This window comes from Roseibium litorale (assembly GCF_014842915.1).
GTDB classification, from domain to species: Bacteria; Pseudomonadota; Alphaproteobacteria; order Rhizobiales; family Stappiaceae; genus Roseibium; species Roseibium litorale.
Window position 1 is genome coordinate 176943 of record NZ_JACYXI010000001.1, and the last position, 19505, is coordinate 196447.

The following is a 19505-nucleotide window of genomic DNA, read 5'->3' on the forward strand; positions in this document are numbered from 1 at the left end:
ACAGCACTCCGCTGACATTTACGGCATTTGTGTAAGGATAAAGGTGGCCGGCGGAAGCAAGCATACGAGGAGGCCACTCTTCGGCTTGCTTCCGCTCTGGCCGGCCCCACGGACCCAGGAGATGCGGCGGACCTGAGCGCCCCGCAGGGAAGGTCATCGAGGACGTAGAATTACCGTCGTCAAATCAACCGATGAACTTGAAAGCGCAAAGGCACACTACTCCAGCGTGCCCGAAAATCAACACAATCAGCCGATTTTGCACAATCAAACGCAAATCTTAGTAAATTCGTAACCTTAATCTGCTCAGCCCATCATCCCATTGGGGACACAAGGGCCGGAAGGCGCAGAAAATCAGGCCTCGCCAAGATAGGAGCGCACTGTTTCCAGGAATTTCGCGACGGAAATCGGCTTGGAGATATAAGCCTCGCAGCCTCCCTGCCGGATTCGCTCCTCATCCCCCTTCATGGCGAAGGCGGTTACCGCAATCACCGGAATCGTGCTCAGGTCATCGTCTTCCTTGATCCACTTGGTCACTTCCAGCCCGGAGACTTCCGGCAGCTGGATATCCATCAGGATCAGATCGGGACGATGCGTCCGGGCCAGAGCAAGGGCCTCAATGCCGGTCCGCGTTTGAAGAGTGTTGTAGCCGTGCGCTTCAAGCAGGTCATGAAACAGCTTCATGTTCAGCTCGTTGTCTTCCACGATCAGCACGGTTTTCGCCATTGCTTGGCCCTTTGATCCGGTTATCCGGGTATCGTATCAATGGCAGCGGCCCCAAACTCCAAGCCTGTGGCACACGACCCCACTTCCCATTAGTGTCCCTTTTAACGTGGAATCGTTTCGGAAAGGCAAAAATTCGCGATGGAAGCTTACTCCCGCGCTGCGATAACCTTTGACAAAGCACAGGAAATTGCGACGGACGCCTTGATACATCTCACCAGAGAGCCTGAATTGGTTGGAAGGTTTCTCGCTATCTCCGGTATCGGGCCAGAATCGATTCGCCTCGCCGCTCAGGAGCCGGGTTTTCTGGCAGGTGTTCTGGAATTCTTCATGGCCGACGAAGCCTTGCTGCTTAGCTACTGTGAGAATGCCGGCCTGCGCCCCACAATGATTGCCGCCGCCCGCTTCGCTCTCGCAGGGGACCCGGCGGACTATGTCTGAGCCGACGCCGCCAAGCCGGGCAATCCTCGACCAGATTGCCACCCTGCCCCGCTCCGGCAAGCCGGTTGTCATTTGCGACGTGGATGAGGTGATCCTCCATCTGATCCGGCCCCTGGAAAGCTACATGATGTCCATCGGACTGTGCTTTCTGTCGTCGAACTACAGACTGACGGGCAACATCGCGCGTCAGGACACGCGGACGCCTCTGAGTGCAGCCGATGCGAAGCGGGTGATCGAAACCTTCTTTGACGCGGAATGCCATAATCAGGAACTGGTCGAAGGGGCAGACACTGCCCTGCGCAGAGTATCGTCTCTGGCCGATGTGGTGCTCCTGACCAATCTGCCCGGCAGCCACAACAAGCCTGTGCGCCAGCAGCTGCTCAACCGTCACGGCATTCCCTATCCGCTTCTGGTCAACTCCGGCCCCAAGGGCGGCGCCGTTGCCTCGCTCGCCGCCGGGCGTCCGGACCCCGTGGTCTTTATCGACGACAGCCCGACCAACCACAGCTCGGTCCACGCCAGCCTTCCTTCTGCGCGGCTGATCCAGTTTGTCGCCGACAGCCGGTTCCGCAACTCGCTGGCCATCGAACCCCATATCTCGCTGTTGACCGGCGATTGGAACCAGACAGCGGCCTTCATCGAGGATATTCTGGGCGCTGGCGGCAGATAGTAGATCTGCACGGAAATACCCGCCCGGAACGCAGCGATGACCGACCACTCCCCCAACGCCAGCAAAGAGGCAAAAGACGCACAGCCCGTAAGGGCCCTGTGCCGGGATTGCGGCGCCCGTCCGGCACCGGAGCGGAGCCGTTGCCCATCCTGCGGCAGCCCACGCCTTTTGCGCCATCCGGAGCTGGACGCCTTGTCCATCGCCCATATCGATTGCGACGCCTTTTATGCCTCGGTCGAAAAACGCGACAACCCGGAGCTTCGCGATCTTCCCGTGATTGTCGGTGGCGGCCAGCGCGGCGTCGTCTCCACCTGCTGCTACATTGCCCGCATCAGCGGCGTGCGCTCGGCCATGCCCATGTTCAAGGCTCTGGAAGCCTGCCCGGATGCTGTGGTGATCAAACCGGACATGGAGAAATACGGCCGGGTCGGGCGGCAGGTCCGGGAAAAGATGCGCAATCTGACACCGCTGGTCGAGCCCCTGTCGATCGACGAGGCCTTTCTGGACCTGACCGGCACGGAGCGCCTGCACCATGCCAGTCCCGCCGAAACCCTCGCCCGGTTCATTCGCGAACTCGAAGAAGAGATCGGCATCACTGCGTCCGTGGGACTCGCGCCAAACAAATTCCTTGCAAAAATCGCCTCGGATCTTGAAAAACCCCGCGGCTTTTCCGTGATTGGGGCTGCGGAAGCCCGCAGCTTTCTCGCGGAGCAGCCGGTCAGCATGATCTGGGGCGTCGGCAAGGTGTTCCAGAAGACGCTGGCCTCCGACGGCATCCGCACCATCGGCCAGTTGCAGACCATGGATCAGACGGATCTCGCGCGCCGTTATGGCGCGATGGGCCTGCGGCTTGCCAAACTGTCAAAGGGCGATGACGACCGGACAGTCTCTCCTTCCCGGCCCACCAAAAGCATCAGCAACGAAACCACCTTCAACTTCGACATCACTTCCTTTGAAAAGCTCCGGCCGATTCTGCTCGGCCTTTCGGAAAAGGTCTCAAGGCGCGCGAAGGAGGAAGGTTTTGCAGGCCGGACAGTCACGCTGAAGCTGAAGACTGCCGATTTCAAGGGCATCACCCGCTCGCGGCAATTGGCCGACCCCACCCAGCTGGCCGACCGGATCTTCCGTGCCGGCGCCGACCTGTTGAAGCCGGAGACCGACGGGCGCCGCTTCCGCCTCATCGGCATCGGCCTCAGCGATCTCAGCGATCCGGCTCAGGCCGACCCGCAGGACCTGCTCGACCAGGACGCGGACCGGCGCAAGAAGGCGGAACTCGCCATGGACGCCGTACGCGCGAAATTCGGGAAAACAGCACTCGAGCGCGGCCTTCTGCATGAGGCCAGACAGGAGCGCGAAGCCGGGAAGGAAGCCCGGGACAGGAAGGACAAGGGATAGGCGGCCTGATGCGTAGCTCAACCTACGAACAGTCTAAAAAGAACAGAACTTCGAAGAAGCGACTATTGAAGCCGTAAGAAACAGAAGACCAGACAGGATATAGCAATAAGATCCAAATTTGTCCAATCTCTCAACAAATCCATTAGAGAGGGACTTCTCCTGAAACTTAATAATAGTTTTAGGAAGCAACTCAAAAATGCGAACCTGCTTTTCCGTCAGTTCCCCTTCAAGATTATTTTTCACAACAGCATCGCAAAGGTCATAATAAAATCGTGTTGTACTGTCTCTCTTTTCAGAGTTCTTTATATTCCAATTTTGCATCCAAATTGTCAAATGGGTCAGGAAAGCAAGAACCAACCCTGCTAAAAACAATATTATTGACCAAGAGTACGCCGGGTAACTCGCTGAAACAGAAAGAGAAGACACATAGCTGGCTACCACAGTAATTCCAGCGCCATTTGCCGCCATTAAGAATGCAGAGTTATCGACCACATAACCTTTAGTCTTGTCGAAAATAATGCGGTCAAGTGGATGGATTTGGAAGTTATGATCCATATTTTCCCTCCCCTTCAATTCGTGCAGGGCTCGGCGGTGCGGACTTCCAGGTTGTTGAGCTGGGCCTTGATGGTGAAGTCGCCGTAGTCCAGCGTCATCTTGCGGCTGATACCGTTTTCATAAAGCAGGAACGACAGCTGATAGGAGGGTTCCTGTTCGCCCGTGGCGCCAATGCCGGGCTCAAAATAGGCAACAGTCACCGGCCAGTAGGTCTTGCCGGCAAGAGCCTCCCTCGCCGCCTTTTCCGGACCCGCATCTGTTGCGGTTTCCGTCCCGGCCGCTCCGATCACCGCCGTGGTGGAGAACACCTTGTCGCCCGTTTCGGAGCCATCGAAAATACCGGCGGTGAAGAAATGCTCTCCGGCTTTTGCGGCCTCGATCAAGGCCTTGATATGCTCTGCCGGGAACAGGGCCTTGTTTGAAATCAGGAAGGTGCGGGCCGCAGGCACCTTCAGCTCGACGGATTTACCGCCATCATCCATCCGCTTGGCAGATCCGCGGGTCTCCTCAATCAGCTTACGGTCGACGAAGGTTTCGCTCAGGAACTGAAAGGCGTCGGCGGAGCCTGTTTCATGGGACGAACTGCGCAGATCCGTCACCTGGGATCCGCCGTCCTCGTCCCGCATGTCTGTCATGAAGCGGAAATTGACCGCATAGCCCTCGCAAACGCTTCCCGAGACCTCATAGGCCATACGCCCCGAAAGAGCCGAGATCGACAGCGTGTCCGAAGCCTCTCCCAGCTCAAGATCATAGATCGCGCGATGAGGCACCAGCTCAACGGTTGCGGCAAAAGACCCGGAAGAAGCAAATGCCGCTGCTCCGAAGACAACCGCACAAGCAAGAGATTGGCGGAAGCGGGGCTGCAGGCAGAAGCGAAGGGTCATGAGCGTCTCCAGTTCCCAAAGGATTTATGCGGCTGCCACCCAAACGCAAACCATGGCAGCACCTTGATCTAACGCTTCTAAACCATGACGGCTCCGCCTTAAAGCGCTTTGCCTCTCCGCCCATCCGCCGAAAAATGACAGCAACAGGAAGCGGACCGGGTTGAGGCCTTGCGGCTCCTGCCGAATTCAGCCAAGACTTTGGCCTGTTTCCCGAATCCGGAGCACGATATGACCGAGACCGTTGAAAGCCGCCTTGCCTCCCTGGGCGTGATCCTGCCCACACCAGCAACGCCTGTCGCCAATTATGTGCCCTTCGTGCGCACGGGCCAGCAGCTCTTCATTTCCGGTCAACTGCCCATGAGCCCCGACGGGCTGCAATATGCCGGCAAGCTGGGAGAAAGCCTCTCCCTTGCGCAAGGTCGCTCCGCCGCCCGGCTTTGCGCGATCAATCTTCTGGCGCAGGCCAAGGCCGCAACCGGGGATCTGGAAAAGATCGTCCGCCTCGTCAAGATTGTCGGCTTCGTCAACTCCACCCCAGACTTCACGGATCAGGCCCAGGTGATCAACGGCGCCTCGGATTTCATGGTTGAAGCGCTTGGCGACAAGGGCCGCCATGCCCGCTCCGCCGTCAGCGCGGCGTCCCTGCCGTTTGGCGCTGGTGTCGAGATCGAAGCCATATTCGAAATCGCTTAACGCACTGCTCTCTCCACAGGCCAGGCTCAACCGGCTGTCCCACCAGGGTTCCGACATGTCTGAAATGTCTTCCATTCTTGCCCGCCCCGTCGCGCACCGCGGCTATCACAAAGCCTCGGAAGGCCGGATCGAGAACACCCCTTCCGCCGTCTCTGCCGCCATGGAGCGCGGCTTTGGCGTAGAAGTCGATGTTCAGGAAACAGCCGACGGGCAGGCGCTCGTCCATCACGACTACACGCTGGAACGTCTGGTGGAGGGAACGGGTTCAGTCATCAGCCAGCAGTCCGCCGATCTGGTGAAACTGCACATGAAAACCGGGACCGACAAGCTTTGGCTGCTGCAGGACCTTCTGGATCTGGTTCAGGGCCGCATTCCGCTTGTCATTGAGATCAAGTCCCGGATCGTGCCGGGGGCTCAGGCGGATTTTGTCCGCAACGTGGTGGATCACGTCGCCCGCTACTCCGGCCCGGCCTGCATCAAGTCCTTCGATCCGGACATGCTCTCCGTCGCAAGGGCGCATAATCCGAACGTGTTGCGGGGCATCGTCGCCGATGCCGCCCGCAACAAGCAGGATTACGCCCGTCACAGCCGCATGGACCGTTTCATTCTGCGCCACCTCCTGCATGTGCCGCGCACCCGTCCGCACTTCATCTCCTACTGCGTCAACGATCTTCCCGCTCCTGGCCCCAGTTTCTGGCGCAAGACCCTCGGTCTGCCGATGATGACCTGGACCGTACGCACACCGGAACAGCGGGAACGGGCAAGCCGCTATGCCGACCAGATGGTGTTCGAAGGCTTCGACCCGGACGCCTGACCCGGGAAAAGACATCAGAAGTGAAGAGCCATTGCAGCAAGCCCCCTTGCGATGCTGCAATGCCGCACTACACTTTACACATGTCTGCCGCACACCTCGACCGTTAGCCCAATGACCGATCACACCGCTCAGGATGCTCCTGCCACTTTGCGCGTCCTGTCCTCCATGACGGATATATCCGCCAGGGTCTGGGACAGCGTGGCCAATCCGGGCTGGCTGATGGACGGAAACGGGCGCCTTGCGCCGGACCGGGACCTTCTGGACCAGTTGAGCCTTGTTGAATCAATCTCGCAAGCAGATGAATCGCCTTATCAGGTTCCAGGCTATAACCCATTTCTTTCACACGCCTTTTTGTCTTCCCTGGAAGAGGCAGGCTGCGCTGCTGCGCGCACAGGCTGGCTGCCACGGCACCTGGTTCTGGAAGATGGCAGCGGCGCGGTTCTTGGCGCGGTTCCCGCCTATCTGAAGACCCACAGCCAGGGTGAATATGTCTTTGACCACGGCTGGGCGGACGCCTTCGAGCGGGCGGGCGGCGACTATTACCCCAAGCTTCAGGTCAGCGTCCCATTCACCCCGGCAACTGGCAGGCGCTTTCTGCTCGCGCCGAGCATCGACCAGACGTCAGGCATGACCGCCCTCGCCTCCGGCCTGGTCGAGGTCGCAAGGCGCAGTGGCGCGTCTTCCGTGCATGCCACCTTCATGACAGAGCCGGAATGGGTCACACTTGGCGAACTCGGCTACCTGCAGCGCACGGATCAGCAGTTTCATTTCGAGAACCGCAGCTACGAAAACTTCGATCATTTCCTTAGCGAGCTGAATTCCCGCAAGCGCAAGTCCGTGAAGAAGGAGCGCCGTGAAGCCCTGTCGGCGGGCATCGAGATCGAATGGGTGACGGGAAGTGATCTGACCGAAGCCCATTGGGACGCCTTTCATACCTTCTATATGGACACAGGTTCACGCAAATGGGGCCGGCCCTACCTGAACCGCAAATTCTTCTCCCTGATCGGCGAGAGACTGGCAGACCGGATCCTGCTCATCATGGCCAAGCGGAATGGCCACTATATTGCCGGCGCCCTCAACCTGATCGGCTCAGATACCCTGTTCGGCCGCAACTGGGGCTGCACGGAGCACCACCCCTTTCTGCATTTCGAGGTCTGCTACTATCAGGCCATCGAGTTTGCCATTGCGCACAAGCTGAAGCGGGTCGAAGCCGGAGCGCAGGGCGAACATAAACTCGCCCGCGGCTACCTGCCCTCCCTCACCCGTTCAGCGCATTGGATCGCCCACGAGGGGCTGAGGGACGCCGTCGCGGACTATCTTGAACGTGAGCGTGCCGCCATTGCGCAGGAGGCGGAAATCCTGACGGAGCACGCCCCCTTCCGGCAAAACTAACTCGACGGGCAGAATCAATTTCTCAGGCCAGACACCCAAGCCATTGTTTCGCCTTATTATTTAAGCAGAACGCTCTCATCCCAGTCCATCTCAAGTCTGCGGTTTGACCGAGAAAAATCGTCACCTGAATCATTCGGAGAGCCGCTTGATCCAGGACTTGAAGACGTTGATTCCCCTTCTCAAGCCCTTACAAGCCATTGCTTTCTTGACGGAAACTGATCTTGGCAGCAAAACTCTTCGCCAAGCCGTCCAGCCTGGAAGCTCAGCCCGAAAGAGGTACATAAATGCCTGCGAATGACTACGACGACCAAAACATCTTTGCCAAAATTCTGCGCGGTGAAATCCCGAGCCACAAGGTCTACGAAGATGAGAAGACCGTCGTGATCATGGACATCATGCCTCGGGGCGACGGCCATGTGCTGGTCATCCCGAAGGCTCCGTCGCGCAACATCCTCGACATTGCGCCGGAGGATCTGACAGCTGTCATGACCGTTGTTCAGAAAATAGCCCGAACGGTTATCAAGGCCTTCGGCGCGGACGGAACGACCATCCAGCAGTTCTCCGAACCGGCTGGCGGACAGGTTGTGTTCCACACCCATGTCCACGTGATCCCGCGCTTCGAGGGCGTGCCGCTGCGCCCGCACACCGGCGAAATGGCGCCAAATGAAGTGCTGGCCGAAAACGCCGGCAAGATTCGCGCCGCGCTCGCCTGATTGCCCGTCGAACAAAACGCGCTTTTGTAAGAGAAAGTTCAGGCCGCCCCGGACAGAAGCTTCCGGGGCGTCTTCGCATTCAGCCTTTTGGGGCCGAGGCGGCAGCCACCTCATGTTCAGCGCCTAGAGCGGCATCCATTGCAGCTGCCCGCGTGAAACTCGGCCGCTTTCTCACACGCGCCGCATAAGCTTCAAATTCGGGAAACTTGGGAATGAGGCCAAACTGCAGGGTCCACCAGATCCCGGTGCCCCACAGAACATCCGCCACGGTGAACTGATCACCCAGGAGATAGTCTCCCTTGGAAAGCTGCTGCCGGATGATCTCCATCACCTGATCATAGGTGCCATAAGGGGACGTCACCTCTGGCGCCGGCTCCCGCTTCATATAGGCATCGACGAGCGCAGGCTCGAAACAGGCCGCATAATAAGCCATCCAGCGCAGATAAGGCCCACGCAGCGGATCCGTGAGTGCCGGGGTCAGCCCAGCCTCTGAAAAAAGGTCTCCCAGGTAGATGTGGATTGCCACCTGCTCTGTCACGACAGCATCGCCATGGCGGATCGCCGGGACCTTGCCAAGCGGATTGATTGCCATGAACGCGGGTTGCCGGTTCTCCCCTGCCTTCATGTTCAACACGTGCAGATCATGGGGTGCATTCAGCTCGTCCAGCAGGCTCGCAACGCTGCGGGCCCGGGTCTGAGGTGAATAGTAGAACGTGATTTTGTCTTGCATGACGAAAAGTCTCCAATGCGGCCCTGCCGGCGGCAGGCACGGGGACCTGAATAACGCCCCCTACCTGCCAACTTCTGTCAGGTTGGGTTAGACTTTTTTCATGCGAGCAAGCCGTCTTTTATCCATCCTATTGACCCTGCAGGCACGGGGGCACGTCACCGCCCAGGAACTGGCGGATGAGTGCGAGGTTTCCCTTCGCACCATCTACCGCGACATTGATGCGCTGAGCAGCGCAGGCATACCCGTCTACAGCGAAAGAGGCTCGGACGGCGGCTACAGACTGCTGGATGGCTACAAGACACGCCTGAACGGCTTGTCCGCCCGCGAAGCCGATGCTCTGTTTCTGGCGGCCCTGCCCGGCCCTGCCGCCGACCTTGGCCTCGGAGCCGTGATGAATGGCGCCAAGGCCAAGCTGCTGACCGCCTTGCCCGCAGGTCTTCGCGACGGCGCGGCTCAGATGCAGAACCGGTTTCATCTCGACATACCCGCCTGGTTTGCAGAATCCGAACAGCCCGATTTTCTGCCCGAGATCGCGGACGCGGTCTGGAACCAGCGCCAGATAGACATCCTCTACCGCAGCTGGACCGCTGAAAAACAGCGCCGCCTGTCTCCCCTCGGCATCGTGCTGAAAAGCGGCGCCTGGTATCTGGTGGGCAGCGCAGGCGGTGACCCGCGAACCTACCGCATCTCCAGGATTCTCGACTTCAAGGCCAGTGACCATACTTTCGAGCGGCCAGAAGCATTTGACCTCGCTGCTTACTGGCAGGAAACGACACGCCGGCTCGACGAAGAACTCCATCCCTACAAAGCCACACTTCGCCTGTCTCCCTGGGGCCGGAAGATGTTTGAAGCCCTGCTTTCACCCTATATTTGCGCAAAGGCCAAATTCTCTGAAGACGTGGACTCAGACGGCTGGATCAGGGTAGAGATCCCCACCGGCTCGGTGCGCCAGGCTTGCGTCGATCTGCTCAGGTTTGGGGCTGAGGTGGAGGTTCTGGATCCGCCGGACCTGCGCGCAGCGATGGCAGACACGGCCCGCTCTCTTGCCGCACGCTACCTTGGAGATCCGGAAGGCTTTACCGTCTCAGACGCCACCGAGCAGAAGCCATCCCACGATCAGAACCGCCTCACCGGTCAAAACCCCGATGATCACTTTCTGGCGTGCGGCAAGAAAGGCTGAGAACCCGCAGGCCGCCGCGAAAATCCGCAGCCACATAGGCGTCTCGGCCAAAACACCGCTCGGAAACAGGATCAGCTTGGCAATCACTCCTGCGACCAGCGCAGTGGCGACGGAGCGCACCCAGATCAAGAGCTCGCTGTCTTCGCGCAGGCCGCCTCCGGCCAGAACGCCGAGCCAGCGCCACATATCCGTCGCGATCCATCCCGCAACGATGATCATGACATAGGGCCACCACCAGGCGTCGGTCATAGCAGCCCCCTGCGCATGTAACGGGTGATCAGATAGGCAAGGGTTCCGCCCACCAGCCCGGTCCAAAGAAGGTCAAGTCCGGGCGTCAGAAGATAGAAAAACGGCCCGAGAACCAGACCGATCAGCAGCGCTGCCTTGTCCGCGGCCAGCCGTGCTGCGCTCCACAGCGAACAGATAAAATAAACCGGGGTCAGCAGCACCAGCGCGCCGGCCACCATGGGCGGCATGCGCTCGACCACAAGATAGGCCACGCCGGTCATGCAGAAGACGAAGCTGGTCAGGGCGGTTCCAAACCCGGCGAAGAAAGGCAAGCGCCCTTCCCTTGGCAGATCGGGCAGGTTGCGCATGGCATGAACCCAGGCGGTCACCGCAATGAAATGCGAGATATAAAGCAGCTGCCAGCGCCGTGTCTTGCCCTCGACCTTCACCAGAGGAATGAGCGCCATGGTCATGGGCATCAGACGGACAGAGGCCAGTGCCACGGCAATCGCTGCGGGAACAATGCCCATACCGCTGGAGATGGCCCCGGTTAGAACAACGATCGAGGGAAGCGCCCAGACCAGACCGGTCAGAAGCAGCGTTTCCGTCAGGCTCAACCCGCTCTCCCGTGCCAGCCCGGCATAGCCGACAAAAGCGGCGGTCAGGATCAGCGCGGGAATGGAAATGGCAGCTCTGGCACCCCGGAAGAACCAGACACGCCCAGGCAGGTCCGGATCTTCTGGACTGGAAACGGCAGGAGTTTGCGGCTGGGACATCCGGCAGGCTTCAGCTCGGCTTTTCTGCGCCTGGCCAGGCAGCTCCCGGACAGGCAAATTAGGAAGGGCCCCTTATATTTGCCTGTCCGGGAGATTTGTCAAACGGGACGGCCAACTGCGCCGGAATGACTTGTTCAGACCGACCGGGTCAACCCGCCATCGATACGGATGTTCTGTCCGGTCACATAGGCCGCCTTCGTGGATGCCAGATAGGAAATCAATCCAGACACTTCTTCCGCATGGCCATAGCGCCCCATCGGGATGCGGCTCCGGCGGTCTTCCTTTTCCGGCAAGCTGTCGATAAAGCCGGGCAGTATGTTGTTCATCCGCACATTGTCAGCGGCATACCGGTCTGCAAACAGCTTTGTAAAGCTGGCCAGCCCCGCACGGAACACACCGGAGGTCGGAAACAGAGGATCCGGCTCGAAAGCCGCGAAGGTGGAGATGTTGAGGATCGTTCCGCCGCCCTGCTTCACCATGATGGGGGCAACAAGCCGGACAGGTCTGATGACGTTCATCAGGTAATATTCCATACCCTTGTGCCAATCCTCATCAGGGATTTCCAGCAGATCCCCCTTGGGACCATGGCCTGCGGAATTCACCAGAACATCAATCCGGCCGAACCGTTCCATCGACCCTTGCACAAAGGCCTCCAAGGCGGCCGGATCCAGGTTGGAGCCGGTAAAGCCATATCCGCCCAGCTCATTCGCGAGCGCCTCGCCTTTGCCGGATGAAGACAGGATGCCGACGGTGAATCCGTCCTTGGCAAGCTGCCGCGCCGCATCCGCACCCATACCACTGCCGCCCGCGGTAATCAGGGCAACCCGTGTCTCAGCCATATTCAAGTCCTCGAATTTTCAGGAAACTCATGCCTAGCCGCTCCGGCAGCAGGGCGCAAACATGGACTGGCAAGCCGTTCATAGTGGCTTTGGGAAAAGAAGACCGGCAGAAACAAAAACGGGCGCCCGATGGGCGCCCGCATAATTTCCGGCCGGCTGAAAACTCAGCTCGTCAGAGGAACCTTGGGGACGAGGCTTTTCTTCGGCCCGCTGCTTTTGCCTTCGGACTTTGGTTCAGCCTTGGTTTCCGCGGGCTTCGCAGAAGCGGGCTTACGCTTTCGCTTCGGCTTGGCCTTGGAGGCAGCAGCCTTCGGCGGTGCGGAGGGCTTGCGCTCCTCGACCGTTTCCAGAAGCAGTCCTGCGTGGTCTTCGGAGACGGACACCTTGACCGTGCCGCCCTTTTGCAACTTGCCGAAGAGCACCTCGTCGGCCAGGGGCCGCTTGATATGCTCCTGAATGACCCGGCCAAGAGGACGGGCACCCATCTGGCTGTCATAGCCTTTATCGGCCAGCCATTCCGTGGCCTCGTCGGTGAGTTCGAAGGTCACGCCGCGGTCTGCCAGTTGAGCTTCAAGCTGCATGACGAACTTCTGCACCACCTTGTAGACGACTTCCTTGGGCAGATTGCCGAAGGGAATGACCGCATCGAGACGGTTGCGGAATTCCGGCGTGAACAGCTTGTTGATCGCCTCCGCATCATCCCCTTCCCGCTGCGCGCGGTTGAAGCCCACCGGAGCCTTGGCCATGTCGGCAGCACCCGCGTTGGTGGTCATGATCAGGATGACATTGCGGAAATCGACCTGCTTGCCGTTGTGATCGGTCAGCTTGCCGTGGTCCATCACCTGCAACAGGATGTTGAACAGGTCCGGATGCGCCTTCTCGATTTCGTCGAGCAGCAGCACGCAATGCGGATGCTGGTCGACGCCATCGGTCAGAAGGCCGCCCTGGTCGAACCCGACATAGCCCGGAGGCGCGCCGATCAGGCGGGACACCGTGTGCCGCTCCATATATTCGGACATGTCGAAGCGGATCAGTTCCACGCCGAGTGACGAAGCGAGCTGACGGGCAACCTCGGTCTTGCCGACGCCGGTCGGGCCGGAGAACAGGTAGCTGCCGATCGGCTTGTCCGGTTCACGCAGACCCGCACGGGCCAGCTTGATGGCCGAGGACAGGGTCTCGATGGCGTGATCCTGACCATAGACCACCCGCTTCAGATCGACGGAAAGGCCGGAGAGAACCTCCGCATCGTCCTTCGACACGCTCTTGGGCGGAATGCGGGCCATGGTCGCGATGGTGGCCTCGATCTCCTTGACGCCGATGGTCTTGCGGCGGCGGGATTCGGGCAGCAGCATCTGGCTCGCGCCGGTTTCATCCAGCACGTCAATCGCCTTGTCCGGCAACTTGCGGTCGCCGATGTACTTGGCGGACAGCTCGACTGCGGTCTTGATCGCGTCGTTGGTATAGCGGACCTTGTGGAAGTCCTCGAAGTAAGGCTTCAAACCGGTCAGGATCGCGATGGCATCCTCAACGGACGGCTCGTTCACGTCGATCTTCTGGAAGCGGCGCACCAGCGCCCGGTCCTTCTCGAAGAACTGGCGGTATTCCTTATAGGTCGTCGAGCCAATGCAGCGGATCGCACCTGATGCCAGCGCCGGCTTCAGAAGGTTAGACGCATCCATGGCGCCGCCCGAGGTTGCCCCTGCACCGATCACCGTATGGATCTCGTCGATAAACATCACCGCGCCGGGATAGTCCTCGATCTCCTTCATGACCTGTTTCAGGCGCTCTTCGAAGTCGCCGCGGTAGCGGGTCCCGGCGAGCAGCGCCCCCATGTCGAGGGAGAAGATGGTTGCGTCGCGCAGGACTTCAGGCACATCGCCGGAAACGATGCGGTGGGCAAGCCCTTCGGCAATCGCCGTCTTGCCGACCCCCGGATCCCCCACGAATAGCGGGTTGTTCTTGGACCGGCGGCAGAGGATCTGGATGGTGCGCGAAATTTCACCGCCGCGGCCGATCAGCGGATCGATCTTGCCCTTGGCAGCCTTCTCGTTGAGGTTGACGCAATAAGCTTCCAGAGCATCAGTCTTGGTCTTGGGCTTGGGTTCCTTGGCGGCCGTTTCGACCTGCTCTTCTTCCTCAGCGCCTTCGACCGGGCGGCCCTCGGACATGCCGGGCCGCTTCGCGATGCCATGGGAGATGTAGTTGACCGCGTCATAACGGGTCATGTCCTGATCCTGCAGGAAGTAAGCCGCATGGCTTTCCCGCTCGGCAAAGATGGCAACGAGCACGTTGGCACCCGTCACTTCTTCCCGGCCCGAGGACTGGACATGAATCACGGCACGCTGGATGACACGCTGGAACCCTGCGGTCGGCTTGGAATCCTCGTCGCCGTCCGTCACCAGGTTTTCAAGTTCGGTCTCTATATAGTCGACAAGGCTGCGCCGGATGGCATCCATATCAACGTTACAGGCCCGCATGACTGCAGCGGCATCCTGATCGTCCAGCAGAGCGAGCAGGAGGTGTTCGAGGGTGGCGTATTCCTGCTGCCGCTCGTTGGCATAGGCCAGAGCCTGGTGCAGGGCTTTTTCAAGGCTACGGGAAAATGACGGCACTTTAGCTATCCCTCACTTTTTCTCCATAACGCACTGCAACGGATGTTGGTGCTTACGGGCGAAATCCATGACCTGCGTCACTTTCGTTTCGGCGACTTCGTAGGAATAAACCCCGCATTCGCCGACACCGTGGTGGTGCACATGAAGCATGATCCGTGTCGCCTCTTCCCTATTCTTCTGGAAGAAACTTTCCACGACATGAATCACGAACTCCATCGGAGTATAATCGTCGTTCAGGAGCAGCACCCGGTACATGCTCGGACGCTTGGCCACAGTTCTGGTTCTGGTGACGACAACCGTTCCGGTGTCACCGCCGCCATCCTCAAAATCTGCCCCGCCTGCCATCTCTCTGCCCATGAATCCTCGAAATTACCAACCAAGGTCAGTCTATCAATGCAACGTAACGAGTAAAGACCCCAGGCCGGGCTTCACCCGGAAATGAACGCCTGCCAGACATGAATCTTCAAGGGAGCAAAGACGCCACTGCGCGCTGCGACCGGCCGAAACAGAACAGAACCTTACCGTGAGCGGAAGGCTTTGCCCTTGTAACATTGAGGAATGTAGGTGCCGTTTGCCCGGATAAAAGCCCCCCTCGCTACTCATTCTTTGCCAGCGGGGCAGAGTGGCGCACGGGTGGCGCAAAGTATTCCGGGCGAAATTCAAGGACGATAGGCGGTTTGCAGGACCTTTGGTCCGCATAAAAGAAAAGACCCGGACAGAGCCGGGTCTTCAGATTGATTACAAACCCCTCGGTTTTTGGCGGCAGCCAGAATCGAGGGGTTTTGATTCCGATATGTTCACGATTTGAATCTGTGACGTTCCGTGAATCTGAACCTCTTCGATAGGCTTCAGAGGTTTGTCAGCAGTCTGAGACCCGGACAGAGCCGGGTCTTTTGAAATGTCTCGATCAGCGCGCCGGAGCGCAGCCAGATCTTACTTGCCCATCTTGGACATGATGCCTTCGTAAGGCTTGTAAGCGTCTTTGGACAGCTCGGTGTACATTTCGCCAAGCTTGGTCATTTCACCGACCAGACCTTCGTAGGCAGACTTGAAATAGTCGGCCTGCGCTTCAAAAGCCTTGTCGATCGACTTGGAGGACACAACCTTTTCAATGGCAGCGGAGCCGCCCTCGAAGGACTTCTTCTGGAAGTCCGCGACTTCAGCAGCGATCGCCTGGAAGCCCTTGGACATGGTCCCGAAAGACTCCATGGCGACATCCATGTTTTCTTTGCTCAGCTTCTGCAGATCTTCGAAATTGTTCAGCATTTCCTAGCCCTTTCATCAAACCAAGCGCCTGTGCTCTGCTGCGCCCTAATCAGAAGAGCCTGCACGTCCCAGGTCACACCGTTGCCTAACCTTACGGGACGTATCTTATGCGCTGCACAATTTCTGTCAATGAATTTTTGCAGTGCAATATAAGACATGCCAGCCCTCCCCTAGCAAACCCCTTCGCGTTTCCCGCCGATAGGGCACGCCAGACCTCAGCTAGATTGATTTGATTAAAAATTTAATTTTTACCTGAAATTGGCTTTAATTGGCAGCACAGATTAATCACATGTAAACCATACAATACGTATAAAATTTTAATAAATTTGATAATTACATAGATTAATAGAATTTTTACTTGTTAACGATCCATTAATACTAATCCACAGCTAATTTTTTTGACGAAAACAACCACCGCCCTTTACACATTCGTAACCGCGTTTCTATCAGATTGGTAATCACCAAAGCGCGGCAACCGGTCGATTTGTGACTGACACGATCAATTAAGCCCGGCCCGCCAAACTGTCCTTTGATGCCCCAGAATGGGATTGGCAACTGTGTTTCGTATGCGTCTGGTTCGCACATTCAGAATCTTCGGCCAGGTGGCAAAGGCCGCCGCCGTCGCAGGTCTGATCGTAGGCTCGGTGGCTCCTGCCGCCGCAAACAGCAAATATGCCGGCATCGTCGTTGATGCCAAGACCGGCAAGACGCTGTATTCCAGCTCCGCCGATGAATTGCGGTATCCTGCGTCTCTGACAAAGATCATGACGCTCTATATCGTGTTCGAGGAGCTGGAAGCCGGCCGTCTGTCGTTGAACTCCGACCTCAAGGTCTCCGCCTACGCATCCGCACGTCCGCCCACGAAGCTTGGTCTCAAGCCTGGCTCCACCTTGAAGGTGAAGGACGCGATTCTCGGTCTGGTCACCAAATCCGCGAATGATGCTGCTGCCGTGATCGCCGAGAACATTGGCGGATCCGAAGCCCGCTTCGCGGAACGCATGACCCGGACCGCCCATCAGCTCGGAATGTCCAAGACGACTTTCCGCAACCCGCATGGCCTGCCGGACAGCCGCCAGCGGACCACGGCACGGGACATGGCAACGCTCGGCCGCGCCATTCAGGAGCGGTTCCCGAAATATTACTCGTTCTTCCAGACCCGGTCCTTCACCTACAAGGGACGCAAGCACGGCAACCACAACAAGCTGCTGGGCCGCGTGAAGGGCGTTGACGGGATCAAGACCGGCTACACCAATGCGTCAGGCTTCAACCTGGTGACTTCCGTTCACCGCGACGGCCGCTACATTGTCGCCGTGGTTCTTGGCGGAACAACAGGCCGTGCCCGTGATGCCCAGATGGTCAAGCTGATCAACGAATATCTTCCGAAGGCGTCCACCGGTCCAATGAGAGCCTCTGTTGTGGCTTCCGCACCGGTCCGCTCAGCGCCTTCACTGGCCCTTGCCAATGCTCCGGTTCCCACGCTCAAGCCGGTGGATGAGCCGGAAGTGGCTGAAGCCGATGGCGCTCCGATGGTGCTGGCCCTCGCTAAGCCGGACCTCCCCGGCCAGAACGAGGATCCGGCTGCCCTTGTGACAGGCAGCATTCCGGTTCCGCCGAAACTGGTTCAATCGCGCATGTCTGCAGTCTTCGAGGAAGTACGCCAGACCACGGAAGTCCAGCCTGTGCCGAAGCAATATGCCGACGCCAACGTGGTTTCCATCGACGGCCAGCCTCTGAAGAAGGGCATTGTCCCGACGCCGGCAGCCGCTCCCGCAGCCATGCAGGTCGCCTCGCTGGCACCGGTTGTTCCCTCGGCTCCGCAGTCCAAGCATGATCTGACAGAGGACAGCACCACGGACACGGTTGCGACCAACGACACGCCGGACCAGGAGCCGGGCTGGCAGGTTCAGATTGCAGCTGCGGAAAGCGAAAGCGGCGCGCTGGAAATGCTTGAAAAGGCCCGCTCCAAAGTCGGCAAGGATCTGCACCGCAAGGCTCCCTATACGGAGCCGGTGAATGCCAACGGCCAGACCCTTTACCGGGCCCGCTTTGTCGGCTTCGAAACAAAGACTGCCGCTCTTCAGGCCTGCAAGAGCCTGAAGCGTGCGAAGTTCTCTTGCTATGCCATCTACCAGTAACGTGTAACGGGTGTCATCAATGTCTTCCGAGAAGCCTGTCCTTAGCCTCGTTGATCTGAGCAGCCAGGAAAGCGGTTCCACCCTGATCCGGGTGGAGGCGCTTCATGAGGCGGCGGTGCGCCGCTCGAATTTCCGCGTCCCCGGCGTCGGGCGGAAGCCCCAGGATCTGGTAGGCCTCCTCATCTGTCATGGCGCCAGAGCCCGCCGTGCCTCCATGCCGATCTGCTCGATCCGCCTGGAAGTCTTCACGCCAGCTGGAAAGCCGGCGGTCGAGGTAAGCTTCGACTAACTGGCGGCTCTGGCCATCGGCAGCCGTTTCCTGCCACAAGCGCTGAAGCTCGGGGACCGTCAGGCCCTCGAGTGCCCTGCCCGAAAGGGTTCCGGCAAGCACCCTGCCCCTCATGGCTCCGCTGGCATGGTCCAGCTCCATCTCGACCAGGGCAGAGCGCGCCCGTGACGATTGGCCAGCCGAGGGCTTGGCCCGGCTCCCCCTCTTCCCGGTAAGCCTTCCCATGCCCCCAAGACCCAGCAGCGACAAGCCAAAGGCCGCCGCTGGCAAGGCAAGGGCAACCCGGCCCGTGACCGCCAGAACCACAGCCAGCCCGAGCAGCAGCAGACCACCGCTCTTCTTGATCCTCCGGGCAAGATCCGCAGGGTTCGCGTTGGCAAAAAGCTGCCCGCCATAAAGCAAGAGCGCCAGAACCAGCGCACCAATAATCAGATACACCATCAGCCTATTTCATTTGTTGCAGCAGCAGACGGGCACCGCCATCGCCTTGAGCTTCCAGTTGGGCCAGCGCGGATTTGCCACCCGAGGCATAAACCGCAATGGCCTTCAACAGGCTGGCAAGGTCCGCGGCAGAGCCAGAGGTGAAGGCGCAATAGGCCCCGCCTGAGATGCGGGCGATTTCCCGGAATGCTTCAGCCGCTACCGGATCCCTCCCCTCCTGGAACAGAAACACGGGGACACCCTTCAGGCCCAGTTCTCCGGCTCTCTGGCACAGAAGGTCGACATCCTCTTCCATGCTGTCGCCCACATAGACCAGCGCCGCGATCCGGCTTTCGTCATTTGCGCTCAACGCAGCCGACAGCACCTTGCGGATCTGGGTCCGGCCTCCCTGACAGCGGATGCGGCTCATCACGCCGGCCAGATCACCAGGATTTGAAAACCAGCGGGAGGCGCGGCATTCATCGAAACCGCGGAAATAGACCAGCTTGATCGACAGTCCGCCAGCGCCTTCCACAGCCTGAAACATCTCACTCTGGATATGGCAGGCGGCATCCCAGGTGGGCTGGCGGCTCATGGTGGCGTCCAGAGCAAAAACGAGACGTCCCTGCGTCCCGCTTACGGGGGACAAGACCGCGGCCTTCTTCAGAAACGCATCAATTTCCGGCGCGGAGGATGTGCTAACCTCCACGTTCTGATGCTTTCGTTCGTCCAGAGGCGGACGCGTGCCCATGA

General features: G+C 59.1%; 21 protein-coding genes. 9 read left to right on the forward strand and 12 right to left on the reverse strand.

The features are described from left to right. Positions 1 to 351: 351 nt before the first annotated feature. Positions 352 to 723, reverse strand: coding sequence for a response regulator (locus IG616_RS00915; protein ID WP_073011666.1), 372 nt, complete (start codon positions 721 to 723; stop codon positions 352 to 354). Between the two features lie 138 nt (positions 724 to 861). Here IG616_RS00915 and IG616_RS00920 point away from each other — a divergent pair, with 138 nt between their 5' ends. From IG616_RS00920 to IG616_RS00930, 3 genes are read left to right on the forward strand one after another with little or no spacing between them, the layout of a single operon-like run. Further along, complete coding sequence (locus IG616_RS00920; protein ID WP_192145539.1) at positions 862 to 1161, forward strand: DUF3572 domain-containing protein; 300 nt, start codon at positions 862 to 864, stop codon at positions 1159 to 1161. After that, a complete protein-coding gene (locus tag IG616_RS00925) occupies positions 1154 to 1831 on the forward strand; it encodes a hypothetical protein (RefSeq protein WP_192145541.1) in 678 nt (225 codons plus the stop codon). Before IG616_RS00920 ends, IG616_RS00925 begins: the two co-directional genes overlap by 8 nt. Positions 1832 to 1867: 36 nt before the next feature. Continuing rightward, positions 1868 to 3226, forward strand: coding sequence for a DNA polymerase IV (locus IG616_RS00930; protein WP_192145543.1), 1359 nt, complete (start codon positions 1868 to 1870; stop codon positions 3224 to 3226). Between the two features lie 33 nt (positions 3227 to 3259). Here the strand turns inward: IG616_RS00930 and IG616_RS00935 are convergent, their stop codons facing one another. After that, on the reverse strand, positions 3260 to 3781 hold the full coding sequence (locus tag IG616_RS00935) for a hypothetical protein (protein ID WP_192145545.1): 522 nt from the start codon (positions 3779 to 3781) through the stop codon (positions 3260 to 3262). A gap of 14 nt (positions 3782 to 3795) precedes the next feature. Next, on the reverse strand, positions 3796 to 4665 hold the full coding sequence (locus IG616_RS00940; protein ID WP_192145547.1) for a cell envelope integrity EipB family protein: 870 nt from the start codon (positions 4663 to 4665) through the stop codon (positions 3796 to 3798). 228 nt (positions 4666 to 4893) lie between these two features. Here IG616_RS00940 and IG616_RS00945 point away from each other — a divergent pair, with 228 nt between their 5' ends. From IG616_RS00945 to IG616_RS00960, 4 genes are all read left to right on the forward strand, one after another. Continuing rightward, complete coding sequence (locus tag IG616_RS00945; protein ID WP_192145549.1) at positions 4894 to 5358, forward strand: RidA family protein; 465 nt, start codon at positions 4894 to 4896, stop codon at positions 5356 to 5358. Between the two features lie 55 nt (positions 5359 to 5413). Then, entirely contained in the window at positions 5414 to 6172 is a 759-nt protein-coding gene (locus IG616_RS00950) for a glycerophosphodiester phosphodiesterase family protein (protein ID WP_192145551.1), read from the forward strand. A 111-nt stretch (positions 6173 to 6283) separates the two neighbouring features. Next, entirely contained in the window at positions 6284 to 7564 is a 1281-nt protein-coding gene (locus tag IG616_RS00955; RefSeq protein ID WP_192145553.1) for a GNAT family N-acetyltransferase, read from the forward strand. Between the two features lie 284 nt (positions 7565 to 7848). Further along, positions 7849 to 8277: an HIT family protein gene (locus tag IG616_RS00960; protein ID WP_192145556.1), complete on the forward strand. Its 429-nt coding sequence runs from the start codon at positions 7849 to 7851 to the stop codon at positions 8275 to 8277. A gap of 79 nt (positions 8278 to 8356) precedes the next feature. Here IG616_RS00960 and IG616_RS00965 read toward each other — a convergent pair whose 3' ends face one another. Beyond that, a complete protein-coding gene (locus IG616_RS00965) occupies positions 8357 to 9007 on the reverse strand; it encodes a glutathione S-transferase family protein (protein WP_192145558.1) in 651 nt (216 codons plus the stop codon). Between the two features lie 100 nt (positions 9008 to 9107). Here IG616_RS00965 and IG616_RS00970 point away from each other — a divergent pair, with 100 nt between their 5' ends. Beyond that, positions 9108 to 10187, forward strand: coding sequence for a helix-turn-helix transcriptional regulator (locus IG616_RS00970; RefSeq protein ID WP_192145560.1), 1080 nt, complete (start codon positions 9108 to 9110; stop codon positions 10185 to 10187). On the opposite strand, the gene IG616_RS00975 is transcribed toward IG616_RS00970, so the two are convergent. The 6 genes from IG616_RS00975 to IG616_RS01000 form a co-directional block, all read right to left on the reverse strand. Next, the gene (locus tag IG616_RS00975; RefSeq protein ID WP_192145562.1) at positions 10092 to 10436 is read right to left on the reverse strand and encodes an AzlD domain-containing protein; all 345 of its coding nucleotides are present in this window, start codon (positions 10434 to 10436) and stop codon (positions 10092 to 10094) included. The genes IG616_RS00970 and IG616_RS00975 overlap by 96 nt on opposite strands. After that, a complete protein-coding gene (locus IG616_RS00980; protein WP_192145564.1) occupies positions 10433 to 11191 on the reverse strand; it encodes an AzlC family ABC transporter permease in 759 nt (252 codons plus the stop codon). The genes IG616_RS00975 and IG616_RS00980 overlap by 4 nt, the downstream gene beginning before the upstream one ends. Before the next feature lie 134 nt (positions 11192 to 11325). Next, positions 11326 to 12030 (reverse strand): SDR family oxidoreductase, encoded by a 705-nt coding sequence (locus IG616_RS00985; RefSeq protein WP_192145566.1) that lies wholly within the window; start codon positions 12028 to 12030, stop codon positions 11326 to 11328. Positions 12031 to 12194: 164 nt separating this feature from the next. After that, positions 12195 to 14642: an ATP-dependent Clp protease ATP-binding subunit ClpA gene (clpA, locus tag IG616_RS00990; RefSeq protein WP_192145568.1), complete on the reverse strand. Its 2448-nt coding sequence runs from the start codon at positions 14640 to 14642 to the stop codon at positions 12195 to 12197. A 12-nt stretch (positions 14643 to 14654) separates the two neighbouring features. Further along, positions 14655 to 14999: an ATP-dependent Clp protease adapter ClpS gene (gene clpS, locus IG616_RS00995; protein WP_425504131.1), complete on the reverse strand. Its 345-nt coding sequence runs from the start codon at positions 14997 to 14999 to the stop codon at positions 14655 to 14657. 576 nt (positions 15000 to 15575) lie between these two features. Beyond that, on the reverse strand, positions 15576 to 15908 hold the full coding sequence (locus IG616_RS01000) for a phasin family protein (protein WP_192145570.1): 333 nt from the start codon (positions 15906 to 15908) through the stop codon (positions 15576 to 15578). Between the two features lie 566 nt (positions 15909 to 16474). On the opposite strand from IG616_RS01000, the gene IG616_RS01005 reads away from it, so the two are divergent. Continuing rightward, positions 16475 to 18043, forward strand: coding sequence for a D-alanyl-D-alanine carboxypeptidase (locus IG616_RS01005; RefSeq protein WP_192146627.1), 1569 nt, complete (start codon positions 16475 to 16477; stop codon positions 18041 to 18043). 16 nt (positions 18044 to 18059) lie between these two features. Here IG616_RS01005 and IG616_RS01010 read toward each other — a convergent pair whose 3' ends face one another. Together IG616_RS01010 and IG616_RS01015 are read right to left on the reverse strand one after the other, a co-directional pair. Continuing rightward, on the reverse strand, positions 18060 to 18773 hold the full coding sequence (locus IG616_RS01010) for a DnaJ domain-containing protein (RefSeq protein WP_192145572.1): 714 nt from the start codon (positions 18771 to 18773) through the stop codon (positions 18060 to 18062). Between the two features lie 4 nt (positions 18774 to 18777). Then, positions 18778 to 19503, reverse strand: a complete 726-nt coding sequence (locus tag IG616_RS01015; RefSeq protein ID WP_192145574.1) for a vWA domain-containing protein — start codon at positions 19501 to 19503, stop codon at positions 18778 to 18780. Positions 19504 to 19505 lie beyond the last annotated feature (2 nt).